The sequence below is a fragment of the Rhizobacter fulvus genome, from assembly GCF_964020785.1.
Window position 1 is genome coordinate 4209759 of sequence record NZ_OZ224516.1, and the last position, 19256, is coordinate 4229014.

The 19256-nt window shown below is 69.1% G+C and carries 19 protein-coding genes; 12 read left to right on the forward strand and 7 right to left on the reverse strand.

Going from position 1 to position 19256, the window contains the following annotated elements:
• Positions 1–24 precede the first annotated feature (24 nt).
• Positions 25–501, reverse strand: coding sequence for a tRNA (adenosine(37)-N6)-threonylcarbamoyltransferase complex ATPase subunit type 1 TsaE (gene tsaE / locus ACWH49_RS20100; RefSeq protein WP_448173073.1), 477 nt, complete (start codon positions 499–501; stop codon positions 25–27).
• Between tsaE and queG the strand changes: the two genes are divergently transcribed.
• The 3 genes from queG (at position 502) to ACWH49_RS20115 (ending at position 4851) form a co-directional block, all read left to right on the forward strand.
• Complete coding sequence (gene queG, locus ACWH49_RS20105) at positions 502–1620, forward strand: tRNA epoxyqueuosine(34) reductase QueG (protein ID WP_448173074.1); 1119 nt, start codon at positions 502–504, stop codon at positions 1618–1620. It abuts the gene before it with no gap.
• Entirely contained in the window at positions 1617–2495 is an 879-nt protein-coding gene (locus ACWH49_RS20110) for a phytanoyl-CoA dioxygenase family protein (RefSeq protein ID WP_448173075.1), read from the forward strand. Before queG ends, ACWH49_RS20110 begins: the two co-directional genes overlap by 4 nt.
• A gap of 88 nt (positions 2496–2583) precedes the next feature.
• Positions 2584–4851, forward strand: coding sequence for a TonB-dependent receptor (locus tag ACWH49_RS20115; protein ID WP_448173076.1), 2268 nt, complete (start codon positions 2584–2586; stop codon positions 4849–4851).
• Here the strand turns inward: ACWH49_RS20115 and ACWH49_RS20120 are convergent.
• Complete coding sequence (locus ACWH49_RS20120) at positions 4835–5737, reverse strand: AEC family transporter (RefSeq protein ID WP_448173077.1); 903 nt, start codon at positions 5735–5737, stop codon at positions 4835–4837. The genes ACWH49_RS20115 and ACWH49_RS20120 overlap by 17 nt on opposite strands.
• Before the next feature lie 112 nt (positions 5738–5849).
• Between ACWH49_RS20120 and ACWH49_RS20125 the strand changes: the two genes are divergently transcribed.
• The 4 genes from ACWH49_RS20125 to ACWH49_RS20140 all read left to right on the forward strand — a co-directional run bounded on the left by ACWH49_RS20125 (position 5850) and on the right by ACWH49_RS20140 (position 8546).
• The gene (locus ACWH49_RS20125) at positions 5850–6821 is read left to right on the forward strand and encodes a tripartite tricarboxylate transporter substrate binding protein BugE (protein WP_448173078.1); all 972 of its coding nucleotides are present in this window, start codon (positions 5850–5852) and stop codon (positions 6819–6821) included.
• Complete coding sequence (xerD, locus tag ACWH49_RS20130; protein WP_448173079.1) at positions 6818–7720, forward strand: site-specific tyrosine recombinase XerD; 903 nt, start codon at positions 6818–6820, stop codon at positions 7718–7720. Before ACWH49_RS20125 ends, xerD begins: the two co-directional genes overlap by 4 nt.
• A gap of 86 nt (positions 7721–7806) precedes the next feature.
• Entirely contained in the window at positions 7807–8124 is a 318-nt protein-coding gene (locus ACWH49_RS20135; protein ID WP_448173080.1) for a hypothetical protein, read from the forward strand.
• Between the two features lie 152 nt (positions 8125–8276).
• On the forward strand, positions 8277–8546 hold the full coding sequence (locus tag ACWH49_RS20140; RefSeq protein ID WP_056468150.1) for a GlsB/YeaQ/YmgE family stress response membrane protein: 270 nt from the start codon (positions 8277–8279) through the stop codon (positions 8544–8546).
• Positions 8547–8606: 60 nt separating this feature from the next.
• Here the strand turns inward: ACWH49_RS20140 and ACWH49_RS20145 are convergent, their stop codons facing one another.
• Together ACWH49_RS20145 and ACWH49_RS20150 are read right to left on the reverse strand one after the other, a co-directional pair.
• Positions 8607–8813, reverse strand: coding sequence for a hypothetical protein (locus ACWH49_RS20145; RefSeq protein WP_448173081.1), 207 nt, complete (start codon positions 8811–8813; stop codon positions 8607–8609).
• Positions 8801–9499: a low temperature requirement protein A gene (locus tag ACWH49_RS20150; protein ID WP_448173082.1), complete on the reverse strand. Its 699-nt coding sequence runs from the start codon at positions 9497–9499 to the stop codon at positions 8801–8803. The genes ACWH49_RS20145 and ACWH49_RS20150 overlap by 13 nt, the downstream gene beginning before the upstream one ends.
• Positions 9500–9619: 120 nt before the next feature.
• Between ACWH49_RS20150 and ACWH49_RS20155 the strand changes: the two genes are divergently transcribed.
• Genes ACWH49_RS20155 through ACWH49_RS20165 form a run of 3 tightly spaced genes read left to right on the forward strand, consistent with a single transcriptional unit; the run spans position 9620 to position 13432 of the window.
• A complete protein-coding gene (locus ACWH49_RS20155; protein ID WP_448173083.1) occupies positions 9620–10531 on the forward strand; it encodes an alpha/beta fold hydrolase in 912 nt (303 codons plus the stop codon).
• An 11-nt stretch (positions 10532–10542) separates the two neighbouring features.
• Positions 10543–12153 (forward strand): WS/DGAT/MGAT family O-acyltransferase, encoded by a 1611-nt coding sequence (locus tag ACWH49_RS20160; protein WP_448173084.1) that lies wholly within the window; start codon positions 10543–10545, stop codon positions 12151–12153.
• Positions 12154–12181: 28 nt separating this feature from the next.
• A complete protein-coding gene (locus ACWH49_RS20165; RefSeq protein ID WP_448173085.1) occupies positions 12182–13432 on the forward strand; it encodes a glutamate carboxypeptidase in 1251 nt (416 codons plus the stop codon).
• A 57-nt stretch (positions 13433–13489) separates the two neighbouring features.
• Here ACWH49_RS20165 and ACWH49_RS20170 read toward each other — a convergent pair whose 3' ends face one another.
• Together ACWH49_RS20170 and ACWH49_RS20175 are read right to left on the reverse strand one after the other, a co-directional pair.
• Positions 13490–13756 carry a hypothetical protein gene (locus tag ACWH49_RS20170; RefSeq protein ID WP_448173086.1) on the reverse strand — a complete coding sequence of 89 codons (267 nt, stop codon included), beginning with the start codon at positions 13754–13756 and terminating at the stop codon, positions 13490–13492.
• A gap of 16 nt (positions 13757–13772) precedes the next feature.
• Entirely contained in the window at positions 13773–15311 is a 1539-nt protein-coding gene (locus ACWH49_RS20175; RefSeq protein WP_448173087.1) for a fumarate hydratase, read from the reverse strand.
• Positions 15312–15365: 54 nt separating this feature from the next.
• Between ACWH49_RS20175 and nhaA the strand changes: the two genes are divergently transcribed.
• A complete protein-coding gene (gene nhaA / locus ACWH49_RS20180; RefSeq protein ID WP_448173088.1) occupies positions 15366–16541 on the forward strand; it encodes a Na+/H+ antiporter NhaA in 1176 nt (391 codons plus the stop codon).
• Here nhaA and ACWH49_RS20185 read toward each other — a convergent pair.
• Positions 16513–17130 (reverse strand): TIGR00645 family protein, encoded by a 618-nt coding sequence (locus ACWH49_RS20185; RefSeq protein ID WP_448173089.1) that lies wholly within the window; start codon positions 17128–17130, stop codon positions 16513–16515. The genes nhaA and ACWH49_RS20185 overlap by 29 nt on opposite strands.
• Positions 17131–17280: 150 nt before the next feature.
• Here ACWH49_RS20185 and acs point away from each other — a divergent pair, with 150 nt between their 5' ends.
• On the forward strand, positions 17281–19251 hold the full coding sequence (gene acs / locus ACWH49_RS20190; RefSeq protein ID WP_448173090.1) for an acetate--CoA ligase: 1971 nt from the start codon (positions 17281–17283) through the stop codon (positions 19249–19251).
• Positions 19252–19256 lie beyond the last annotated feature (5 nt).

Below are 19256 nucleotides of genomic sequence, written 5' to 3' on the forward strand. Positions count from 1 at the left end.
GCAGGGCCTGGCGCCGTGTCGTGCTCACGGCAGCAGGCTCACGCCGAGCGGCGTCCGGGCATCGAAGCGGGCGCGGCGCTCGTCGCCCGACAGCGGGTCGATGTGGATCTGCAGGTCGGCCTCGGGCAGCAGCGCCCCGGCCTTCTCGGGCCATTCGGCGAGCTTCAGGCCAGGGGCGGCGAACACATCGCGAAAGCCTGCGTCCTCCCACTCCTGCGGATCGTCGAAGCGGTAGAAATCGAAGTGCGAGGCCGCCACCGACGCGCCGTCGCGCATCACCTCGTACGGCTCGAGCACGGTATAGGTCGGGCTCTTGACGCGGCCCTCGACGCCGAGCGCATGCAGCAGGTGGCGCACGAAGGTCGTCTTGCCGGCGCCGAGCGGGCCGTGCAGTTCGACAAAGGCATCGGCGAGCCCGGCGTGGCGCGCCAAGGCCTCGGCCGAGGCAGCGCAGGCGGCCTCGTCGGGCCAGTATTGCGTGCGGGTTTCTAGAATCGGCAAATGTCGGGCACTCGTCGGTGGGATTCGGAAGCGCTTCACGCACTGCTCGCGCAGCTGCGCGAGCACGCTGCATCGCTCGGATTTTCACAGATCGGCGTCGCCGATGTGGACTTGTCCGACGCGGAGCCGGGTCTGTTGCGGTGGCTCGACAACGGCTTCCACGGTTCAATGAGTTACATGGCGGCGCACGGCCTGAAGCGCGCCCGCCCGGTCGAGCTGGTGCCGGGTACCGTGCGCGTGATCACCGCGCGCATGGACTACCTGCCGCGCGAGCTGGCCGACGGCTGGCAGGCCGTCGAATGGCGGCGCCTGGCCGATCCCGATCAGGCCGCGCTGTCCATCTACGCCCGCGGCCGGGATTACCACAAGGTGCTGCGTGCGCGGCTGCAGCAACTGGCTGATCACGCGGCCGAGCTGGTCGGCCCGTTCGGTCACCGCGTGTTCACCGATTCGGCGCCGGTGCTCGAGGTGGAGCTCGCGGCCCGCAGCGGCATCGGCTGGCGCGGCAAGCACACGCTGGTGCTGGACCGCGACGCGGGCTCGATGTTCTTCCTCGGCGAGATCTACGTCGACCTGCCGCTGCCGCTGACCGCGCCGGCCGAGCCGCACTGCGGCACCTGCACCGCCTGCCTCGTCGCCTGTCCGACCGCGGCGATCGTCGCGCCGTACCGGCTCGATGCGCGGCGCTGCATCTCGTACCTGACGATCGAGGAACCGGGGCCGATTCCGGTCGAGTTCCGGGCCGCGATCGGCAACCGCATCTACGGCTGCGACGACTGCCAGCTCGCCTGCCCGTGGAACAAGTTCGCGCGGCGCAGCGCGCTGCCGGATTTCGACGTGCGCGAGGCGGTCGGCCATGGCACCTTGCTGCAGCTCTGGGCCTGGGACGAGGCCGAGTTCCTGCGCCGCACCGAGGGCAGCGCGATCCGGCGCATCGGCTTCGAGCGCTGGCAGCGCAACCTGGCCGTGGCGCTCGGCAACGCGTTGGGTGCGCAGGGCGACGCCGCGGTGCGCCAGGCGCTCGAGAGCCGGCGCGACACTTGCAGTACGCTGGTGCGCGAGCACATCGCCTGGGCGCTCTCCCAGGCGCCGGAACCCCGGGAACGGACTTCACCATGATCCACCGCTGCACCTTCGACGACGCCACCGGCCTGAGCGACGAGGCGCGTGCCGCCTATGCGCGCGACGGCGTGCTGGTGATCGAGGGCTTCATGCCCACCGAGCGCTGCGAGGCGCTGCGCGCACGGGCCCGTCGGCTGGTTGCCGAACACGCGCCGCACGCGCCCGGCACGGTGTTCTCGACCCGCGACCAGCGCCATGCGAAGGACGCGTACTTCGAGGCCTCGGCGAGCCGCATCGGCGTGTTCTATGAAGAGGGCGCGTTCGACGCGGAGGGCCGGCTGCAGGTGCCGCTCGACCACGCCGTCAACAAGCTCGGCCACGCGATGCACGACCTGGATCCGGTGTTCGACGCCTTCTCGCGCGGCCCGCGCCTGCAGGCCGTGGCCGAGGCGATCGGCCTGGCGGACCCGAAACTGGTGCAGTCGATGTACATCTTCAAGCCGCCCGGCATCGGCGGCGAGGTGAATTGCCACCAGGACGCGACCTATCTGCACACCGAGCCGGAGACCGTGGTCGGCTTCTGGTTCGCGATCGACGACGCGCACCGCGGCAACGGCTGCCTGGGCGGCCTGGCAGGCCAGCACCGGCGCGGGTTGAAGGAGCTGTTCCGGCGCGACGCCGACGGCCGGCTCGCGCTCGAGGCGCTGCAGCCGGCGCCGCGGTGGGACATGGGGGCGCTCGAATGGATCGAGGTGCCGCGCGGGTCGCTGGTGATCTTCGACGGCGCGTTCCCGCACCTGTCGGAGGCGAACCGCTCGGCCCAGTCGCGCCACGCGTACACCTTGCATGCGGTCAGCGGCGACGCCCGCTATCCCGCCAGCAACTGGATTCAGCGGCGAGGGGACGATCCGCCTTTTCGCGGGTTTTCCTGAAGCGTCGGCGCCGACCGGAATCTTCACACTCGTTCACGCGTGGCACATCGCTTGCTACGTTTTCCGGACAACTTTCAGTGGAGATTCCATGGCCCACCGCGCCCGCCGTCGTCCGTCACGTCGTCAGCTTTGCCACGCCGGCCTGACCGCTTCATCGCTGATGCTGGCCGTGCCCGGCGCGCTGGCCCAGGCCGTCAGTCCGCCTGCGGCGCCGGCGAGCGCGGCCGGCGTGCTGCAGACCGTGACGGTGACGGCCGAGCGCCGCACCGAGAACATCAAGGACGTGCCGAGCTCGGTCTCCACGCTGTCCGGCGAAAAGCTCGACGTGCTGACCTCCGGGGGCCAGGACATCCGCCTGCTGTCCGGTCGGGTGCCGAGCCTGAACATCGAATCCTCGTTCGGTCGGGCCTTTCCGCGCTTCTACATCCGCGGCTACGGCAACCCCGACTTCCGCGCGAACGCCTCGCAGCCGGTCTCGCTGGTCTATGACGACGTCGTGCTCGAAAGCCCGCTGCTGAAGGGCTTCCCGATCTTCGACCTGTCGCGCGTCGAGGTGCTGGCCGGCCCGCAGGGCAGCCTGTTCGGCCGCAACACCCCGGGCGGCGTGGTCAAGCTCGATTCGGTCGCGCCCGAGATCGGCGCGGTCGACGGCTACGGCAGCCTGTCGTACGGCACCTTCGGCACCGCCAACGTCGAGGCGGCCAAGAGCTTCGCGTTCGGCCCGGCCTGGGCGGCCCGCGTCTCGCTGCTCTACCAGCACCGCGACGACTGGGTCACCAACACCTACGCCCCCGGCCCGACCCGGACGACCGAGGGCTACGACGACCGCGCCGCGCGCATCCAGCTGCTCTACAAGCCGGGCAGCGATTTCAGCGCTCTGTTCAACGCCCACGGCCGCAGCCTGGACGGCAGCGCGCGGGTGTTCCGCGCCAACATCATCAAGCCGGGCACGAACGACCTGGTCGACGGCTTCGAGCCGAACCAGTTCTCCACCGACGGGCGCAACGAGCAGCGCATCACCAGCTACGGCGGCAGCGCGCGGCTGCGCTGGGTCTTCGGCGACTACGCGCTGAACTCGATCACCGGGATCGAGAGCGTGCACACCTACAGCCGCGGCGACATCGACGGGGGCTATGGCGCCTCGTTCGCGCCGCCGTCGGGGCCGGGGTTCATCCCGTTCCCGAGCGAGACGGCGGGCGCGTTGCACGGGCACCGCCAGGTGACGCAGGAGTTCCGCGTCGAGTCGCGCTATGCCGCGCCGCTCAACTGGCAGGCGGGCGTCTACTACTTCAACGAGAAGTTCATCTCCGACAGCCACGGCTACGACAGCCTCGGCGGCGGCGCACAGACCAGCCTGCTGACCGACACGCAGAAGAGCACCTCGTGGGCCGCCTTCGGCTCGCTCAAGTACGACCTGACCCCGGCGCTGAGCATGCGCGCCGGCCTGCGCTACACGAAGGACAAGAAGGAACTGGTGAGCAACGCCGCGGCCATTCCGCTCGGCAGCCAGGTCAACGGCACCAGCGCCGAACTGAGCGACTCCAAGCCGAGCGGCGACATCAGCGTGCTGTACAAGCTCAGCCCGGCGACCAACGTCTACGCCCGCATCGCCACCGGGTACCGCGGCTCGAGCGTGCAGCCGGCCGGCCTGTTCGGCCCGCAGTCGATCGCCGGCCAGGAGGACACGGTCTCGTACGAGGCCGGCATCAAGTCCGATCTGTTCGACAAGCGTGCCCGGGTCTCGTTCAACGTCTTCCACTACGACGTCAAGAACCTGCAGCTGACCGAGGTCGGCGGCGGCGGCAACAGCAACACCCTGAAGGTCGCGAAGAAGGCCACCGGCCAGGGCTTCGAACTGAACCTCGACGCCTACGCGACGCCGAACCTGCTGCTCACGGCCAGCGCCAGCTACAACGCCACCAAGATCAAGGACCCGAACCTGGTCGTGGCCGGCTGCGGTGGCGGCTGCACGGTGACGAACCCGTCGAACGGTGCCGGCAGCTTCTTCATCGACGGCAACGCGCTGCCGAATGCGCCGAAGTGGATCGCCACGGTCACCGGCCGCTACGCGATCCCGACGGCCAGCGGCGGCGAGTGGTTCGTCTACACCGACTGGAGCTACCGCAGCAAGGTCAACTTCTTCCTGTACGAGTCGGTCGAGTTCACCGGCAAGGCCTACACCGAGGGCGGCCTGCGCATCGGCTACCTGTGGAACGACGGCAAGTACGAGGTCGCCGCGTTCGCCCGCAACATCACCAACAAGGTGGTCGCGACTGGCGGCATCGACTTCAACAACCTGACCGGCTTCATCAACGACCCGCGCACCCTGGGCATCCAGTTCAAGACGCAGTTCTGATCAAGGCGAGCCAGAACGGCACGCTGACCATGCCCAGCAGCGTGGACAGCGTGACCAGCCCGGCCACGTAGCCGCCGTCGCCGCCCATGCGTGACGCCAGCACGTAGCTGGTCGACGACGTCGGCAGCGCCGCGAACAGCACGACGATCAGCCGCTGCGGACCGCTCAGCGCCAGCGCGGCGGTCAGCCCGATCGCCAGTGCCGGCAGCACCGCGTGACGCACCGTCATCAGCGCGGCGGCCAGCCCGGGCGCGCTCTTCAGGCCGCCGACCCGCAGCCCGGCGCCGGTGGCCATCAGACCGAGCGGCAGGGCGGCCGAGCCGATGCGCTGCAAGGTGGTCGAGACCGCGTCGGGCAGGCTCAGGCCGGCGAGGTTTGCCGCCAGGCCGGCGAGCGTGCTGAGGATCAGCGGGTTGCGCAATAGCTCGCGCCCGTACGGGTGCCCGCCATGGCGCGCGAGCGGCCAGACCGCCGCGACGTTCGCCAGCGGCACGCACAGCGCGATGCACAGCGCCATCGCGGCCAGACCGGCCAGGCCCCCCAGGCGCTCAGCCAGCGCGAGCGCGATGAACGAGTTGAAGCGGTATGCGGTCTGGGCGCCCGAGGCATGACGCCGCGCATCGACCCCGGGCCAGCAACCGATCGACAGCGCCAGCGCGATGCCGACGAGCGTGACGCTGACGCAGGCGGTGACCAGCCCGACCGTCTGCCCCGGCTGCAACGGGCTTTTCAGGATCGACCCGAACAGCAGCACCGGGAAGAGCAGGTAGTAGACGAGGCGTTCGGCTGCGTCCCAGACGCTGCGGTCCAGCGCGGTCCGGCGGCACAGCACGGCACCCAGCGCGATCAAGAGGAAGTCGGGAAGCAGCAGCCACGCGTGGGTCATGCGCCGAGTGTGCCGCACCCCCGGCGCGGGGCAGGGTGATCGCTCTGCCCGGTGGCGCGCGCTGGCCCTAAACTTGCCGCCATTCATCAGTTCATCACCGGAGATCCACCTGATGCAACGCAGATTCCTCATCGCCGTCGGCGCCGCCGCCTGGCTCGTCGCCAGCACGGGCGCGTGGGCGCAGGCCTATCCGAACAAGCCGGTCAAGCTGGTCGTGCCGTTCGCGCCGGGCGGCACCACCGACATCGTCGCCCGGGTGCTCTCCGAGAAGATCAGCGGCCCGCTCGGGCAGACCTTGATCGTCGAGAACAAGGCCGGCGGCGGCGGCTCGGTCGGCGCCACCGAGACCGCCAAGTCGCCACCCGATGGCTACTCGCTCGGCATGGCCACGGTCTCGACCACGGCCGCGAATCCGGCCATCAACCCGAAGATCCCGTACAACCCGCTGACCGACTTCACGCCGATCATCAACGTCGCCGCCACGCCGAACGTGATCGCCGTGCACCCGAGCTTCCCGGCGCGCGACTACAAGGGCTTCCTCGCGGAGCTGAAGAAGAACCCGGGCAAGTACAGCTTCGCCAGTTCCGGCACCGGCGGCATCGGCCACCTGCAGATGGAGCTGTTCAAGAACCTTTCGGGTACCTTCGTCACGCACATCCCGTACCGCGGCGCGGGCCCGGCGCTGAACGACACCGTCGCCGGCCAGGTGCCGATGATCTTCGACAATCTGCCGTCGGCGCTGCCGTTCATCAAGGACGGCCGTCTGATCGCGATCGTCGTCGCCGCGCCGCAGCGCCTGGCCGTTTTGCCGAACGTGCCGACCTTCAAGGAGGTCGGGCTCGAGCCGGTCAACCGCATGGCCTTCTACGGCATCTATGGGCCCAAGGGCCTGTCGAAGGAGGTCGTCGACAAGGTCAGCGGCGCGGTCAAGAAGACGCTGGAAGATCCGGCCGTCAAGAAGCGGATCGAGGAGACCGGCTCGCTGATCGTCGCGAATTCGCCGAGCGAGTTCGCGGCCCAGATCGCGGCCGAGTACGAGGTCTACAAGAAGGTCGTCGCGCTGCAGAAGCTGACGCTGGATTGAGCCCGAAGGAAGAGAGCCATGCCGCGATCGAGCGCTTCGTCGATGCGCTCTGGATCGAGGACGGCCTCTCGCGGAACACCGTCGCCGCGTACCGCCGCGACCTGACCCTCTACGCCGACTGGCTCGCCGCCGAGCACGGTTGCGCGATCGATGCGACCGGCGAGCCCGAGCTGCTCGGCTACGCGGTCGCGCGCCACGCCAGCAGCCGCGCCTCGACCGGCAACCGGCGGCTGACGGTCTTCAAGCGCTACTTTCGCTGGGCCTTGCGCGAGCACCGCCTGACCGCCGATCCGACGCTGCGGCTGGTCAGCGCGAAGCAGCCGCTGCGCGTGCCCAAGACGCTCAGCGAGGCCCAGGTCGAATCACTTCTGCGCGCGCCCGATGTCGACACGACACTCGGCCTGCGCGACCGCACGATGCTCGAGCTCATGTACGCGAGCGGGCTGCGCGTCAGCGAGATCGTGACGCTCAAGAGCGTGCACCTGAGCCTGTCCGATGGCGCGCTGCGCGTCACCGGCAAGGGCACCAAGGAGCGGCTGGTGCCGTTCGGCGAGGAGGCGCACTCCTGGCTGACGCGCTACCTGGCCGAAGGCCGCGCCGCGATCCTGAAGGGGCAGCCCAGCGACGCGCTGTTCGTCACCGGCCGCGGCGGCCCGATGACGCGGCAGATGTTCTGGAAGCTCGTCAAGGCGCACGCGCGTCGGGCCGGCGTGCAGGTGCCGCTGTCGCCGCACACGCTGCGCCATGCGTTCGCGACCCACCTGCTGAACCACGGCGCCGACCTGCGTGCGGTGCAGTTGCTGCTCGGCCATGCCGACATCTCGACCACGACCATCTACACCCATGTGGCGCGCGAACGCCTGAAGGCGCTGCACGCCCAGCATCACCCGCGCGGCTGAACGATTCCGGAGCGACCGGAAAAGCGCGCGGATCGCGCCGCTGTTCGCGCCATCGGGACGCCCACGCGGCGCCCAGAATCGTCGTCATGAAGACCAGCACCGACACCGCGGCCCACCTGACCCTGTTCGGCATCGAGCTGCGCAGGCCGACCTGGAACGAATTCACCGCCGTCAGCGTGCTGGCGGTCGGCATGTGGGTGCTGGCGGTGGGCCTCGCGTTCCGCTTCGGCGCCGGGCTGCAGGCCTTCGACGCGGGCGCGCTGCTGCTGGTGATCGAGTGGGGCTGCGTGGCGGCCCGCGCCGGCGTCCGCCCGGACCGCGGTGCCCGTCACGTCGTCGCCAATCTCGCCGTCAGCGCGCTGCTGGTCGGCGCCTACAGCCTGTCCTGGCACGTGCTCGCCTGAGGCGACGGTTCGCCGGCCGCTCCGCGCGGCCGTCGTCCGGGTAGGACTGCGCCGACCCGCGTTCGGCCGAATGGCCGGCTTCGCGCCCCGGGTGCGCTGCGTACTCTTTGCTTCGACCGGCAATCGGGCGGTCGTTCAAAAACGGAGCAACCATGAACATCATCATTTGGCTGGTAGTAGGGGGTTTGATCGGCTGGGTCGCGAGCATGCTGATGCGCACCGATGCGCAGCAAGGGGTCATCCTGAACGTCGTCGTCGGCGTGATCGGGGCCCTGCTCGGCGGGTTTCTTCTGGCGCCGATGTTCGGCACCGGCACGATCAATCAGAACGATTTCAGTCTCGCCAGTCTCGGCGTCTCGCTGCTCGGCGCGGTGATCCTGCTGGCGATCGTGAACCTCGTGCGACGCGGCACGGCCCGCTGACCCGACGGGTTCCCTGTTTCGGCGACCGCAGCTACGGCTGCGGCTCGTCGTTTTGCGACTTCAAACAGGCGGACGGGGCGGGTGCCGGCTTTGCCAGATCGAGACGATCACGAGCACGATGCTGCTGGTCGCCCCGGTCACCAGCCGACTCGTGGCCAGCGCGGCCGGCGCCATGACCGCCAGCAGCGCGATGCCGGCCACGTGGGACGGCGGGAACCAGCCGTAGACGACGCGCTTGTAGAACGCGTTGCCGATCAGATAGAGCAACGGTCCTCCCAGCAGCACCATCGCGGCGGGCAGATCGACGGCGCGACGATCACGAACAGCTGGCAGCGTTCCGCCAGGTGCGCGCCGTCGATGGTCCACTCCGAGGTGCTGGAGCGACCCAGACCGGGCAGCAGAAAGCCGGTCATCGGCGACAGGTATTCGCACAGCACCGCTGCGGCCCAGAAGCCCAGCCGCGTGGTGCCGTCGCTCAGCCCCCCGGCGATCCACAGGGTGCCCGAGATGCACAGCCAGCCCAGGATGCGTGTGAAGTTGGGACGCAGCGCCTCGTTGTCGCGCAAGCGCCAGCGCACGAAGGCGCTGCGGCCGATCTGGATCGCCGCGTAGCAGACGGCGAACCACAGGCCCTTCGCGCCGAACGCGTCCGGGATCGCCGTGGCCATGACCAGCCCGAGCAGCATCACGCCGAACAGCATGAAGCGCATGCCCCGGTTCTCGGGGTTGAACCAGTTCGTGACCCAGGCCGTGTACTGCCAGCCGAGCCAGACGGCGAACCACAGCACCAAGGTCTGCACCGCGCCGAGCGGCGTCAGGTGCTCGAGCAGTCGATGCGAGAGCTGCGTGACCGCGAAGGCGTAGATCAGGTCGAAGAACAGCTCTTCGTTGGTGACCCGGGCGTGTTGGTGTCGGTCGCGGAGGAACGGCGGCGCGGCGCGGTCGTGGGGCATGAAATCGGCAGGTACGGGAGGCATGCGGGTTCTACCACGATGCATCTGCGCGTTTCCACTACGCCCGGCGACGCGGGCGAGCGCGTAGCCTGACGGGTCGCCCCGTTCCCGTTCCGCGCCATGCCCTCAGCCGCCCGCTCCATCCGTGCCAACGGCATCGATCTGACGTTCGACACCTTCGGCGATCGCGCGCATCCGCCGGTGCTTCTGATCATGGGGCTGGGGGTGCAGATGATCGGCTGGGACGACGCGTTCTGTGCCGAGCTGGCCGGCCGCGGCCGCTGGGTCGTGCGCTTCGACAACCGCGACGTCGGCCTGTCCACGAAGTTCAACGAGGCCGGCGTGCCGGACATCGGGCAGCTGCTCCACGCGGCGCTGCTCGGCCAGCCCGTCACGGTGCCGTATCGGCTGACCGACATGGCGGCCGATGCCATCGGGCTGCTCGACGCGCTGGCGATCGACGCTGCGCATGTCGTCGGCGTCTCGATGGGCGGTGCGATCGCGCAGACGATGGCGATCGAGCAGCCGCAGCGGTTGCGCACGCTGACCTCGATCATGGCGTCCAGCGGGCACCCCGCGCTGCCACCACCCACGCCCGAGGCGATGCAGGCGCTGCTGACGCCGACGCCGCTCGACTACCCGGGCTACCTCGCGCGCTACCTCAAGACCTGGAACCTGCTGCGCGCCGGCACCTTCCCGCTCGACGAAGCGCGTGACGAAGAGCGCGCGAAGGCCGCGTTCGATCGCGGCCTGAATCCGCCCGGCGTCGCGCGCCAGCTGGCCGCGATCATCGCGTCGGGCAGCCGGCGCGAGGCGCTCGCCGGCGTGCGCACGCCCACGCTCGTGATCCACGGCGACGCCGACCCGCTGGTGCCGCTCGCGCACGGGCAGGACGTGGCCGCCGCAGTGCCGGGCGCGCGGATCGACATCGTGCCCGGCATGGGCCACGCGCTGCCGATCTCGCTGTGGCCGCGCCTCATCGACGCGATCGCCGCACACACCGCGCACACCGCAAACCCGAAGATTTCCTGACAGGACGAACCATGGACCACCTCAGCAGCGTCGACGCTTCCTTCCTCCACCTCGAGACGCCCGAGACGCCGATGCACGTCGGCAGCCTGATGCTGTTCGAGCTGCCGGCCGGCTACGAGGGCGACTACTTCGAGGACGTGAAGGCGATGATCGCCGCGCGCTTCCACCTGTGCAGCATCTTCCACCGCAAGCTCGCGCAGATGCCGTTCGAGCTGACCGATCCGGTCTGGATCGAGGACGACGACGTCGACCTCGACTACCACGTGCGCAGCGTCACCCTGCGCAAGCCCGGCTCGATGGCGCAGCTCGAACAGCTCATCGCCCGATTGCACGCCACGCTGCTCGACCGGAGCCGCCCGCTGTGGGAGGTCTACGTCATCGAGGGGCTGGGCAATGGCCAGATCGCCTACTACACCAAGGCCCACCACAGCGGCATCGACGGCAAGGCCGGCGTCGAACTGGCGAAGGTGTTCTACGACATGTCGCCGGCGGTGCGCGAGGTCAAGCCGCCGCGCCACACCCGCGCCGCGGCGAACTACCAGCTCGGCGTGGCCGAACTGCTGCAGGCCGCCGTTTCCAACACCGCCAAGCAGTACCTGAAGGCCGCGAAGATGCTGCCGAAGGCCGCGCGGGCGATCGGTGCCGGCGCGAAGATCGTCGCGTCACGCAAGACCGCGCCCGGCGCCCGCAGCCTGCGCCTCGGCATGGCGCCCAAGACGATCTTCAACGCGTCGATCACCAACCAGCGTTCGTACGCGACGATGTCGCTGCCGCTGGGCGAGATGAAGGCCCTGGGCAAGCGCGTCGGCGGCACCGTCAACACCGTGGTGATGGCGATGTGCGCGAGCGCGTTGCGACAGTTTCTGCTGGAGCGCGACCTGCTGCCCGCCAAGTCGCTGATCGCCTCGGTGCCGGTCAGCCTGCGCAGCGCCGACGACAGCTCGATGAACAACCAGGTCTCGATGATCCGCGTCGACCTGGCGACCGACCTGGCCGATCCGGCGGCGCGCTTCAAGGCGATCCACGCGTCGTCGGAAGACGCAAAGGCCGTGGTCAGTACGCTGAAACCGGTGCTGGGGACCGACGTGCCGATCACCGGCTCGCCGTGGCTGATGACCGGCCTGGCCTCGCTGTTCGGCCGCTCGGGCCTGGCGAACCGGCTGCCGGCGATGGGCAACGTCACGATCTCCAACGTGCCGGGCCTGCCGATGGAGCTGTACATGGCGGGCGCGAAGATGCTGCACTTCTACCCGGTCTCGATCCCGTACCACGCGGCGGCGCTGAACATCACGGTGCAGAGCTACGCCGGGACGATGGAGTTCGGCATCACCGCGTGCCGGCGCGTGCTGTCGCAGGCCGAGGCGCACGAGCTGATCGAGCTGTTGAAGGTCGGGCTGAGGGAGATCGAGGCGCTCGAGCCGGTCGCCGCTGTCGCCGAGGTGGCAGAAGTCGCCACGGCGCCAGCCGCAGAATCGGAGCCGGCCAAGCGGGCGCGGGCGCCGGCGCGCAAGACGCGCGCGATGGCCAAGCCGGCCGCCAAGGCGGCGCCGAAGACCGCGGCCAAGCCTGCCATCAAGCCTGCCGCCAAGCCGCGTGCGCGACAGCGCACCGCGAGTGCCTGACCTGACCTGACGTTTCGTGGAGTTCCCGATGATCAAAAGCTCGCTACTGGCCATGGCCGCGGCGCTCGCCCTGGGGCACGCCCCGGTCCGCGCCGCACCGGACGCGAAGGTCATGGCTGCCGCCACCGCCGCTCAGCCGGCCGTCGTCGACACCCTGAAAAGCCTGGTGATGATCGAGAGCGGCAGCAGCGACGTCGACGGCCTCGCGAAGATCGCCATGCTGCTCGACGACCGCCTGAAGGCGCTCGGCTTCAAGACCGAACGCCGCAAGGCCACGCCCGGTGTCGGCGCCGACATCGTGGTGGGCACGCTCACCGGCAGCGGCAAGCGCAGGATCGTGCTGCAGGCCCACATGGACACCGTCTACGAGAAGGGCATCCTGCAGAGCCAGCCGTACAAGCAGGACGGCAACAAGCTCTACGGCCCCGGCATCGCCGACGACAAGGGCGGCATCGCGGTCATCCTGCATGCGCTGCAGATCCTGAAGGACGCGGGCTGGAAGGACTACGCCGCGCTGACCGTGCTGTTCAACCCCGACGAGGAGATCGGCTCGCGCGGATCGGGCGAGTTCATCTCGGCCACCGCGGATCAGGCCGACGTGGTGCTGTCGTTCGAGCCGACCGCGGCGAAGGCGGTCGCGAAGGGCGAGTCGCTGCTGCTGGGTGCGGCCGGCATCGCCGCGGTCACGCTGGAGGTCAAGGGCCGGGCCGCGCATGCGGGTGCCGCGCCCGACATGGGCCGCAACGCGATCATCGAGATCTCGCACCAGATGCTGCAGACCCGCGACATCGCGAAGGACATCCCGGGCGCGACGCTGAACTGGACCAACGTGGTCTCGAACAAGGCGACCAACCAGATCCCCGAGCTCGCGGTCGCGAAGGGCGACGTGCGCATCACCGTGCCGGGCGCCGAGGAGAAGCTCAACGCGGCGCTGCAGGCGAAGCTCGCGAGCAGCAAGCTGGTGCCCGACACCGTGACGACCGCGAAGCTCGAAGTGGGGCGCCCGGCCTTCGTGGCCGGCGCACCGGGCCGCGCGCTGGCCGAGCGCGCGCAGGCCATCTACAAGGAAATGGACCGCGAGCTCGGCCTGGTGCCGATGACCGGCGGCGGCACCGACGCGGCGTTCGCGCGGCGCTCCGGCAAGGCGACCGTCGTCGAGAGCTTCGGCCTCGCCGGCTTCGGCTACCACGCCCGTGACGAATACATCGAGATCGACTCGATCGTGCCGCGGCTGTATCTGGTGACGCGGCTGCTGACGGAGATCGGCAAGCAGCCTTGAGATCGTTGGGGGTCGCGGAGCGAGCCGAGCGCCCCAGGCGGCTTCGTGTGCCGACCGTCAAATGACGGTCGCGTAACGCAGTTCCTCGATCGCGCGTCCGCCGAGAGTGAAGCGCTGCGAAGACGCCGGCTCGACAGCGAACCCCACCCGTTCGTAGAAGCGCATCGCCCGCGCGTTGTCGCGCCACATCGCCTCGCGCTCGTCGACCGAGAGCGACGCGAGATGGTCGTCGGGCAGGATGCCGACATACGCCGCGCGCCACGCGTCGACGTGGATCTGCGCGATCGCGCCGGCGTCGTCCGCCGTGGCCGGCTCGATCGCCATGGCCGTGCTCGAGCGCTCAGGCCACCGCGACCGGGATCTTGCCGATGCTCGAGCGGATCCTGGCTTCCCATTCCTTCGGGCCGGTCTCGTGGACCGAGACGCCGTTGGAATCGACCGCGACGGTGACCGGCATGTCCGTGACGTCGAACTCGTAGATCGCCTCCATGCCCAGGTCGGCGAAGCCGACGACGTCGGCATGCTTGATCGCCTTCGAGACGAGGTACGCCGCGCCGCCCACGGCCATCAGGTACGCGCTCTGGTGCTTCTTGATCGCCTCGATGCCCGCCGGCCCGCGCTCGGCCTTGCCGATCATGCCGATCAGGCCGGTCTGCGCGAGCATCATCTCGGTGAACTTGTCCATCCGCGTCGCGGTGGTCGGGCCGGCCGGGCCGACGACCTCGTCGCGCACCGGGTCGACCGGGCCGACGTAGTAGATGACGCGGTTGGTGAAGTCCACCGGCAGCTTCTCGCCCTTGGCGAGCATGTCCTGGATGCGCTTGTGCGCGGCGTCGCGGCCGGTCAGCATCTTGCCGCTGAGCAGCAGCGTGTCGCCCGGCTTCCACGCGGCGACCTGTTCCTTGGTCAGCGTGTTCAGGTCGACCTTCTTCGACTGGTTGTAGTCGGGCGCCCACTTCACGTCGGGCCACAGGTCGAGGCTGGGCGGCTCGAGGTCGGCGGCGCCGGAGCCGTCGAGCACGAAGTGCGCGTGGCGGGTCGCGGCGCAGTTCGGGATCATCGCGACCGGCTTGCTCGCGGCGTGGGTCGGGTAGGTCGCGATCTTCACGTCGAGCACGGTCGTCAGCCCGCCCAGGCCCTGCGCGCCGATGCCCAGCGCGTTGATCTTGTCGCACAGCTCGATGCGCAGTTCCTCGAGCTTGTTCTGCGGGCCGCGGGCCTTCAGCTCATACATGTCGATGTCTTCCATCAGGCTCTGCTTGGCCATCAGCATCGCGCGCTCGGCCGTGCCGCCGATGCCGATGCCCAGCATGCCCGGCGGGCACCAGCCGGCGCCCATCGTCGGCACCGTCTTCATGACCCAGTCGACCAGCGAGTCGCTCGGGTTCATCATCACGAACTTGCTCTTGTTCTCGCTGCCGCCGCCCTTGGCCGCGACCTGAACGTCCACCGTGTTGCCGGGCACCAGCGTCATGTGGATCACCGCAGGCGTGTTGTCCTTGGTGTTCTTGCGCTCGAAGTGCGGGTCGGCCACGATGCTCGCGCGCAGCACGTTGTCGGGGTTCAGGTAGCCCTGGCGCACGCCGTCGTTGACGGCCTCCTCGATGCCGGCCGGGAAGCCCTCGAAGCGCACGTCCATGCCGATCTTCAGGAACACGTTGACGATGCCGGTGTCCTGGCAGATCGGGCGGCGGCCCTCGGCGCACATCTTCGAGTTGGTCAGGATCTGCGCGATCGCGTCCTTCGCCGCCGGGCTCTGCTCGGCCTCGTAGGCACGCGCGAGGTGGGCGATGTAGTCGGCCGGGTGGTAGTAGCTGATGTACTGCAGCGCGCCGGCGACGCTCTCGACGAGGTCGGCATAGCGGATCGTGGTGGTCATGGGGGTGGGCTCGTTGACAATGCCCCTCAAGTTTACTGAACCGAGGACGCTCACGTGATCAGCAGCATCAGGCGCTTCATCGCCTCCGAGTCGGCCGGCGGCATCGTCCTCGCGCTCGCCGCGGTGGTCGCCCTGATCGTCAGCAATTCGCCGCTCGGCCCGCTTTACCGCGAGTTCATCGGCCTGCGCGGCGAGGTCCGCATCGCCAACGACTTGCTGGTGCTGGCCAAGCCGCTGCTGCTGTGGGTGAACGACTTGTGGATGGCGGTGTTCTTCTTCGTCGTCGGCCTGGAGATCAAGCGCGAGGTCCTCGCCGGCGAACTGGCGTCGGTCAAGCAGGCCTCGCTGCCGGCGGTCGCGGCGCTTGGCGGGATGATCGTGCCGGCGCTGATCTATGTGGCGCTGAACCACGCCGACCCGGTCGCGCTGCGAGGCTGGGCGATCCCGACCGCCACCGACATCGCGTTCGCCCTCGGCATCCTGATGCTGCTCGGCTCGCGTGTGCCGGCCTCGCTGAAGGTCTTCCTGACGGCGGTCGCGATCATCGACGACCTCGGCGCGATCGTCGTGATCGCCGCGTTCTACACCGCGCAGCTCTCGCTGCCGATGCTGGCCGCGGCGGGCGGCGGCATCGCGCTGCTGGTGCTGCTGAACCGCGCGAGGGTGATGAACATCGGCCCCTATGTCGTGATCGGGCTGGTGATCTGGGTCTGCGTGCTGAAGTCCGGCATCCACGCGACGCTGGCCGGCGTCGTCACCGCGATGGCGATCCCGCTGCGCGATCCGCAGGGCGGCTCGCCGCTCGAGACCGCCGAGCACGCGCTGCACCCGTGGGTCGCCTTCGTCGTGCTCCCGATGTTCGCGTTCGCGAACGCCGGCGTGAACCTGCAGGGCGTCTCGCTGGCCACCCTGGCGCAGGGCATCCCGCTCGGCATCGCGCTCGGCCTGGTGCTGGGCAAGGCGGTCGGCGTGTTCGGCGCTTCATGGCTGCTGATGCGGCTCACTGGCGCGGCGCTGCCAGCCGAGTCGACGACACGGCAGTTCTTCGGTGTCTGCGTGCTGTGCGGCATCGGCTTCACGATGAGCCTGTTCATCGGCGGACTCGCGTTTGTCGGTCAGGACGCCGCCTACGAGACCCAGGTCAAGCTCGGCGTGCTCGGCGGCTCGTTGATCGCCGGGGTGCTGGGTGTCGCGCTGCTGCTCAGTGCGCCGGCGGCGCGGACGCGTTGAGCAGCTTGTCGGTGTAGGCGATCGCGATCGCCGACAGCAGGAACGCGAGGTGGATGATGGTCTGCCACATCAGCACCTCGGGCTTCATGCTGGCGGCGCTGATGAAGCTCTTCAACAGGTGGATCGAGCTGATGCCGATGATCGCGGTGCCGAGCTTGACCTTCAGCACCGAGGCGTTGACGTGGCTCAGCCACTCGGGTTCGTCGGGGTGGCCTTCGAGGTCCATGCGGCTGACGAAGGTCTCGTAGCCGCCGACGATCACCATGATCAGCAGGTTCGAGATCATCACGACGTCGACCAGCGCGAGGACGGCCAGCATGATCACGGTCTCGGTCAGCTTCGCGGACTGACCGTCCGGAAACACGTAGCCCATGCCTTCGACCAGCGCCGTCAGCGCGGCCTGGCTGCCGAACGCCGCTTCCACGAGGTGCGTCAGCTCGACGAGGAAGTGGAACACGTAGACGCACTGCGCCAGGATCAGCCCCAGGTAAAGCGGCAGCTGCAGCCAGCGGCTCATGAAGATGAACGCCGGCAGCGGGCGCAGCTTCACGGCATGGTTCGGGCGGAGGGGATCGGGGGCTTGGGCCATGCGGGTTCGTCGGGAAGACGGCTGAGAGATACTGCGCGAAATTGTAGATGTGGCCTCGCGGCGCCCGGAGTAAGCCCTTCGTAAGAGCAACGCCCTACGCTGCGCGGCAAAGCAGTCTGGGGAACACCCCTACACCTTGGAGACAGAACGATGAGCGCATCCGAGACCCCCGTCTACACCCCCTCCGCCGCGGCGATGAAGGACGCCTACGTGTCCGGCATGGACGCCTACCGGGCGCTGGTCGCCGAGGCCGACGCCGACCACGAGGCCTTCTGGGCCCGTCAGGCCCGCGAACTGCTGAGCTGGAAGACGCCGTTCACGAAGGTGTTGAACGATGCCGACGCTCCGTTCTTCAAGTGGTTCGAGGACGGCACGCTGAACGCCTCCTACAACTGCCTGGACCGCCAGGTCGAGGCCGGGCTGGGCGACAAGGTCGCGCTGATCTTCGAGGCGGACGACGGCAAGTTGACCCGGGTCACCTATCGCGAGCTGCTCGAACGCACCTGCCGCCTCGCCAACGCGCTGAAGCAGCGCGGCGTCAAGAAGGGCGACCGGGTCGCGATCTACCTGGGCATGTCGGTCGAGGGCGTGGTCGCGATGCAGGCCTGTGCCCGCATCGGCGCCACGCACACGGTGATCTTCGGCGGCTTCTCGGCGCAGAGCCTGCGCGACCGCATCGCCGACACCGGCGCCGTGATGGTGATCACCGCCGACGAGCAGCTGCGCGGCGGCAAGCAGTTGCCGCTGAAGGCGATCGTCGACGAGGCGCTCGCGATGCCCGGCTGCGAGACGGTCAAGGACGTGATCGTCTACCAGCGCACCGGCGGCAAGATCGCCTGGAACGATGCCCGCGACCACTGGCTGCACGACGAAGTCAAGAACCAGGCGGCCACCTGCGAGCCGGAGTGGGTCGGCGCCGAGCACCCGCTGTTCCTGCTCTACACCTCGGGGTCGACCGGCAAGCCCAAGGGCGTGCAGCACTCGACCGGCGGCTACCTGCTGCACGCGGCGCTGACGACCAAGTGGACCTTCGACCTGAAGCCGAACGACGTGTTCTGGTGCACCGCCGACATCGGCTGGGTCACCGGCCACACCTACATCACCTACGGCCCGCTGGCGCTCGGCGGCACCGAGATCGTGTTCGAGAGCGTGCCGACGTATCCGGACGCCGGCCGCTTCTGGAAGATGATCCAGGACCACCAGGTCACGATCTTCTATACCGCGCCGACGGCGATCCGCTCGCTGATCAAGGCGGCCGAAGGGAACGCCGCGGTGCACCCGGACCGCTACGACCTGAAGAGCCTGCGCATCCTCGGCTCGGTCGGCGAGCCGATCAACCCGGCCGCGTGGGAGTGGTATCACAAGCATGTCGGCGGCGGCCGCTGCCCGATCGTCGACACCTTCTGGCAGACCGAGACCGGCGGCCACATGATCACGCCGCTGCCGGGTGCGACGCCCCTGGTGCCGGGCTCGTGCACGCTGCCGTTCCCCGGCATCGCCGCGGCGATCGTCGACGAGACCGGCCACGACGTGCCGAACGGCACCGCCGGCATTCTGGTCGTCAAGAAGCCATGGCCGAGCATGATCCGCACGATCTGGGGCGACCCGGAGCGCTTCAAGAAGAGCTACTACCCGGAAGATTTCAAGGGCAAGTACTACCTCGCCGGCGATGGCGCGATCCGTGATGCCGAGACCGGCTACTTCACGATCACCGGCCGCATCGACGACGTGCTGAACGTCTCCGGGCACCGCATGGGCACGATGGAGATCGAATCGGCGCTGGTCTCGTGCACCGACCTGGTCGCCGAGGCGGCCGTGGTCGGCCGCCCCGACGACACGACCGGCGAGGCGATCTGCGCCTTCGTCGTGCTCAAGCGCTCGCGCCCGACCGGTGACGAGGCCAAGGCGATCGCGAAGCAGTTGCGCGACTGGGTCGGCAAGGAGATCGGCCCGATCGCCAAGCCCAAGGACATCCGCTTCGGCGACAACCTGCCGAAGACTCGCAGCGGCAAGATCATGCGGCGCCTGCTGCGCTCGGTCGCGAAGGGCGAGGCGATCACGCAGGACACGTCGACCCTGGAGAATCCGGCGATCCTCGATCAGCTGGCCGAGAGCAACTGACCGGC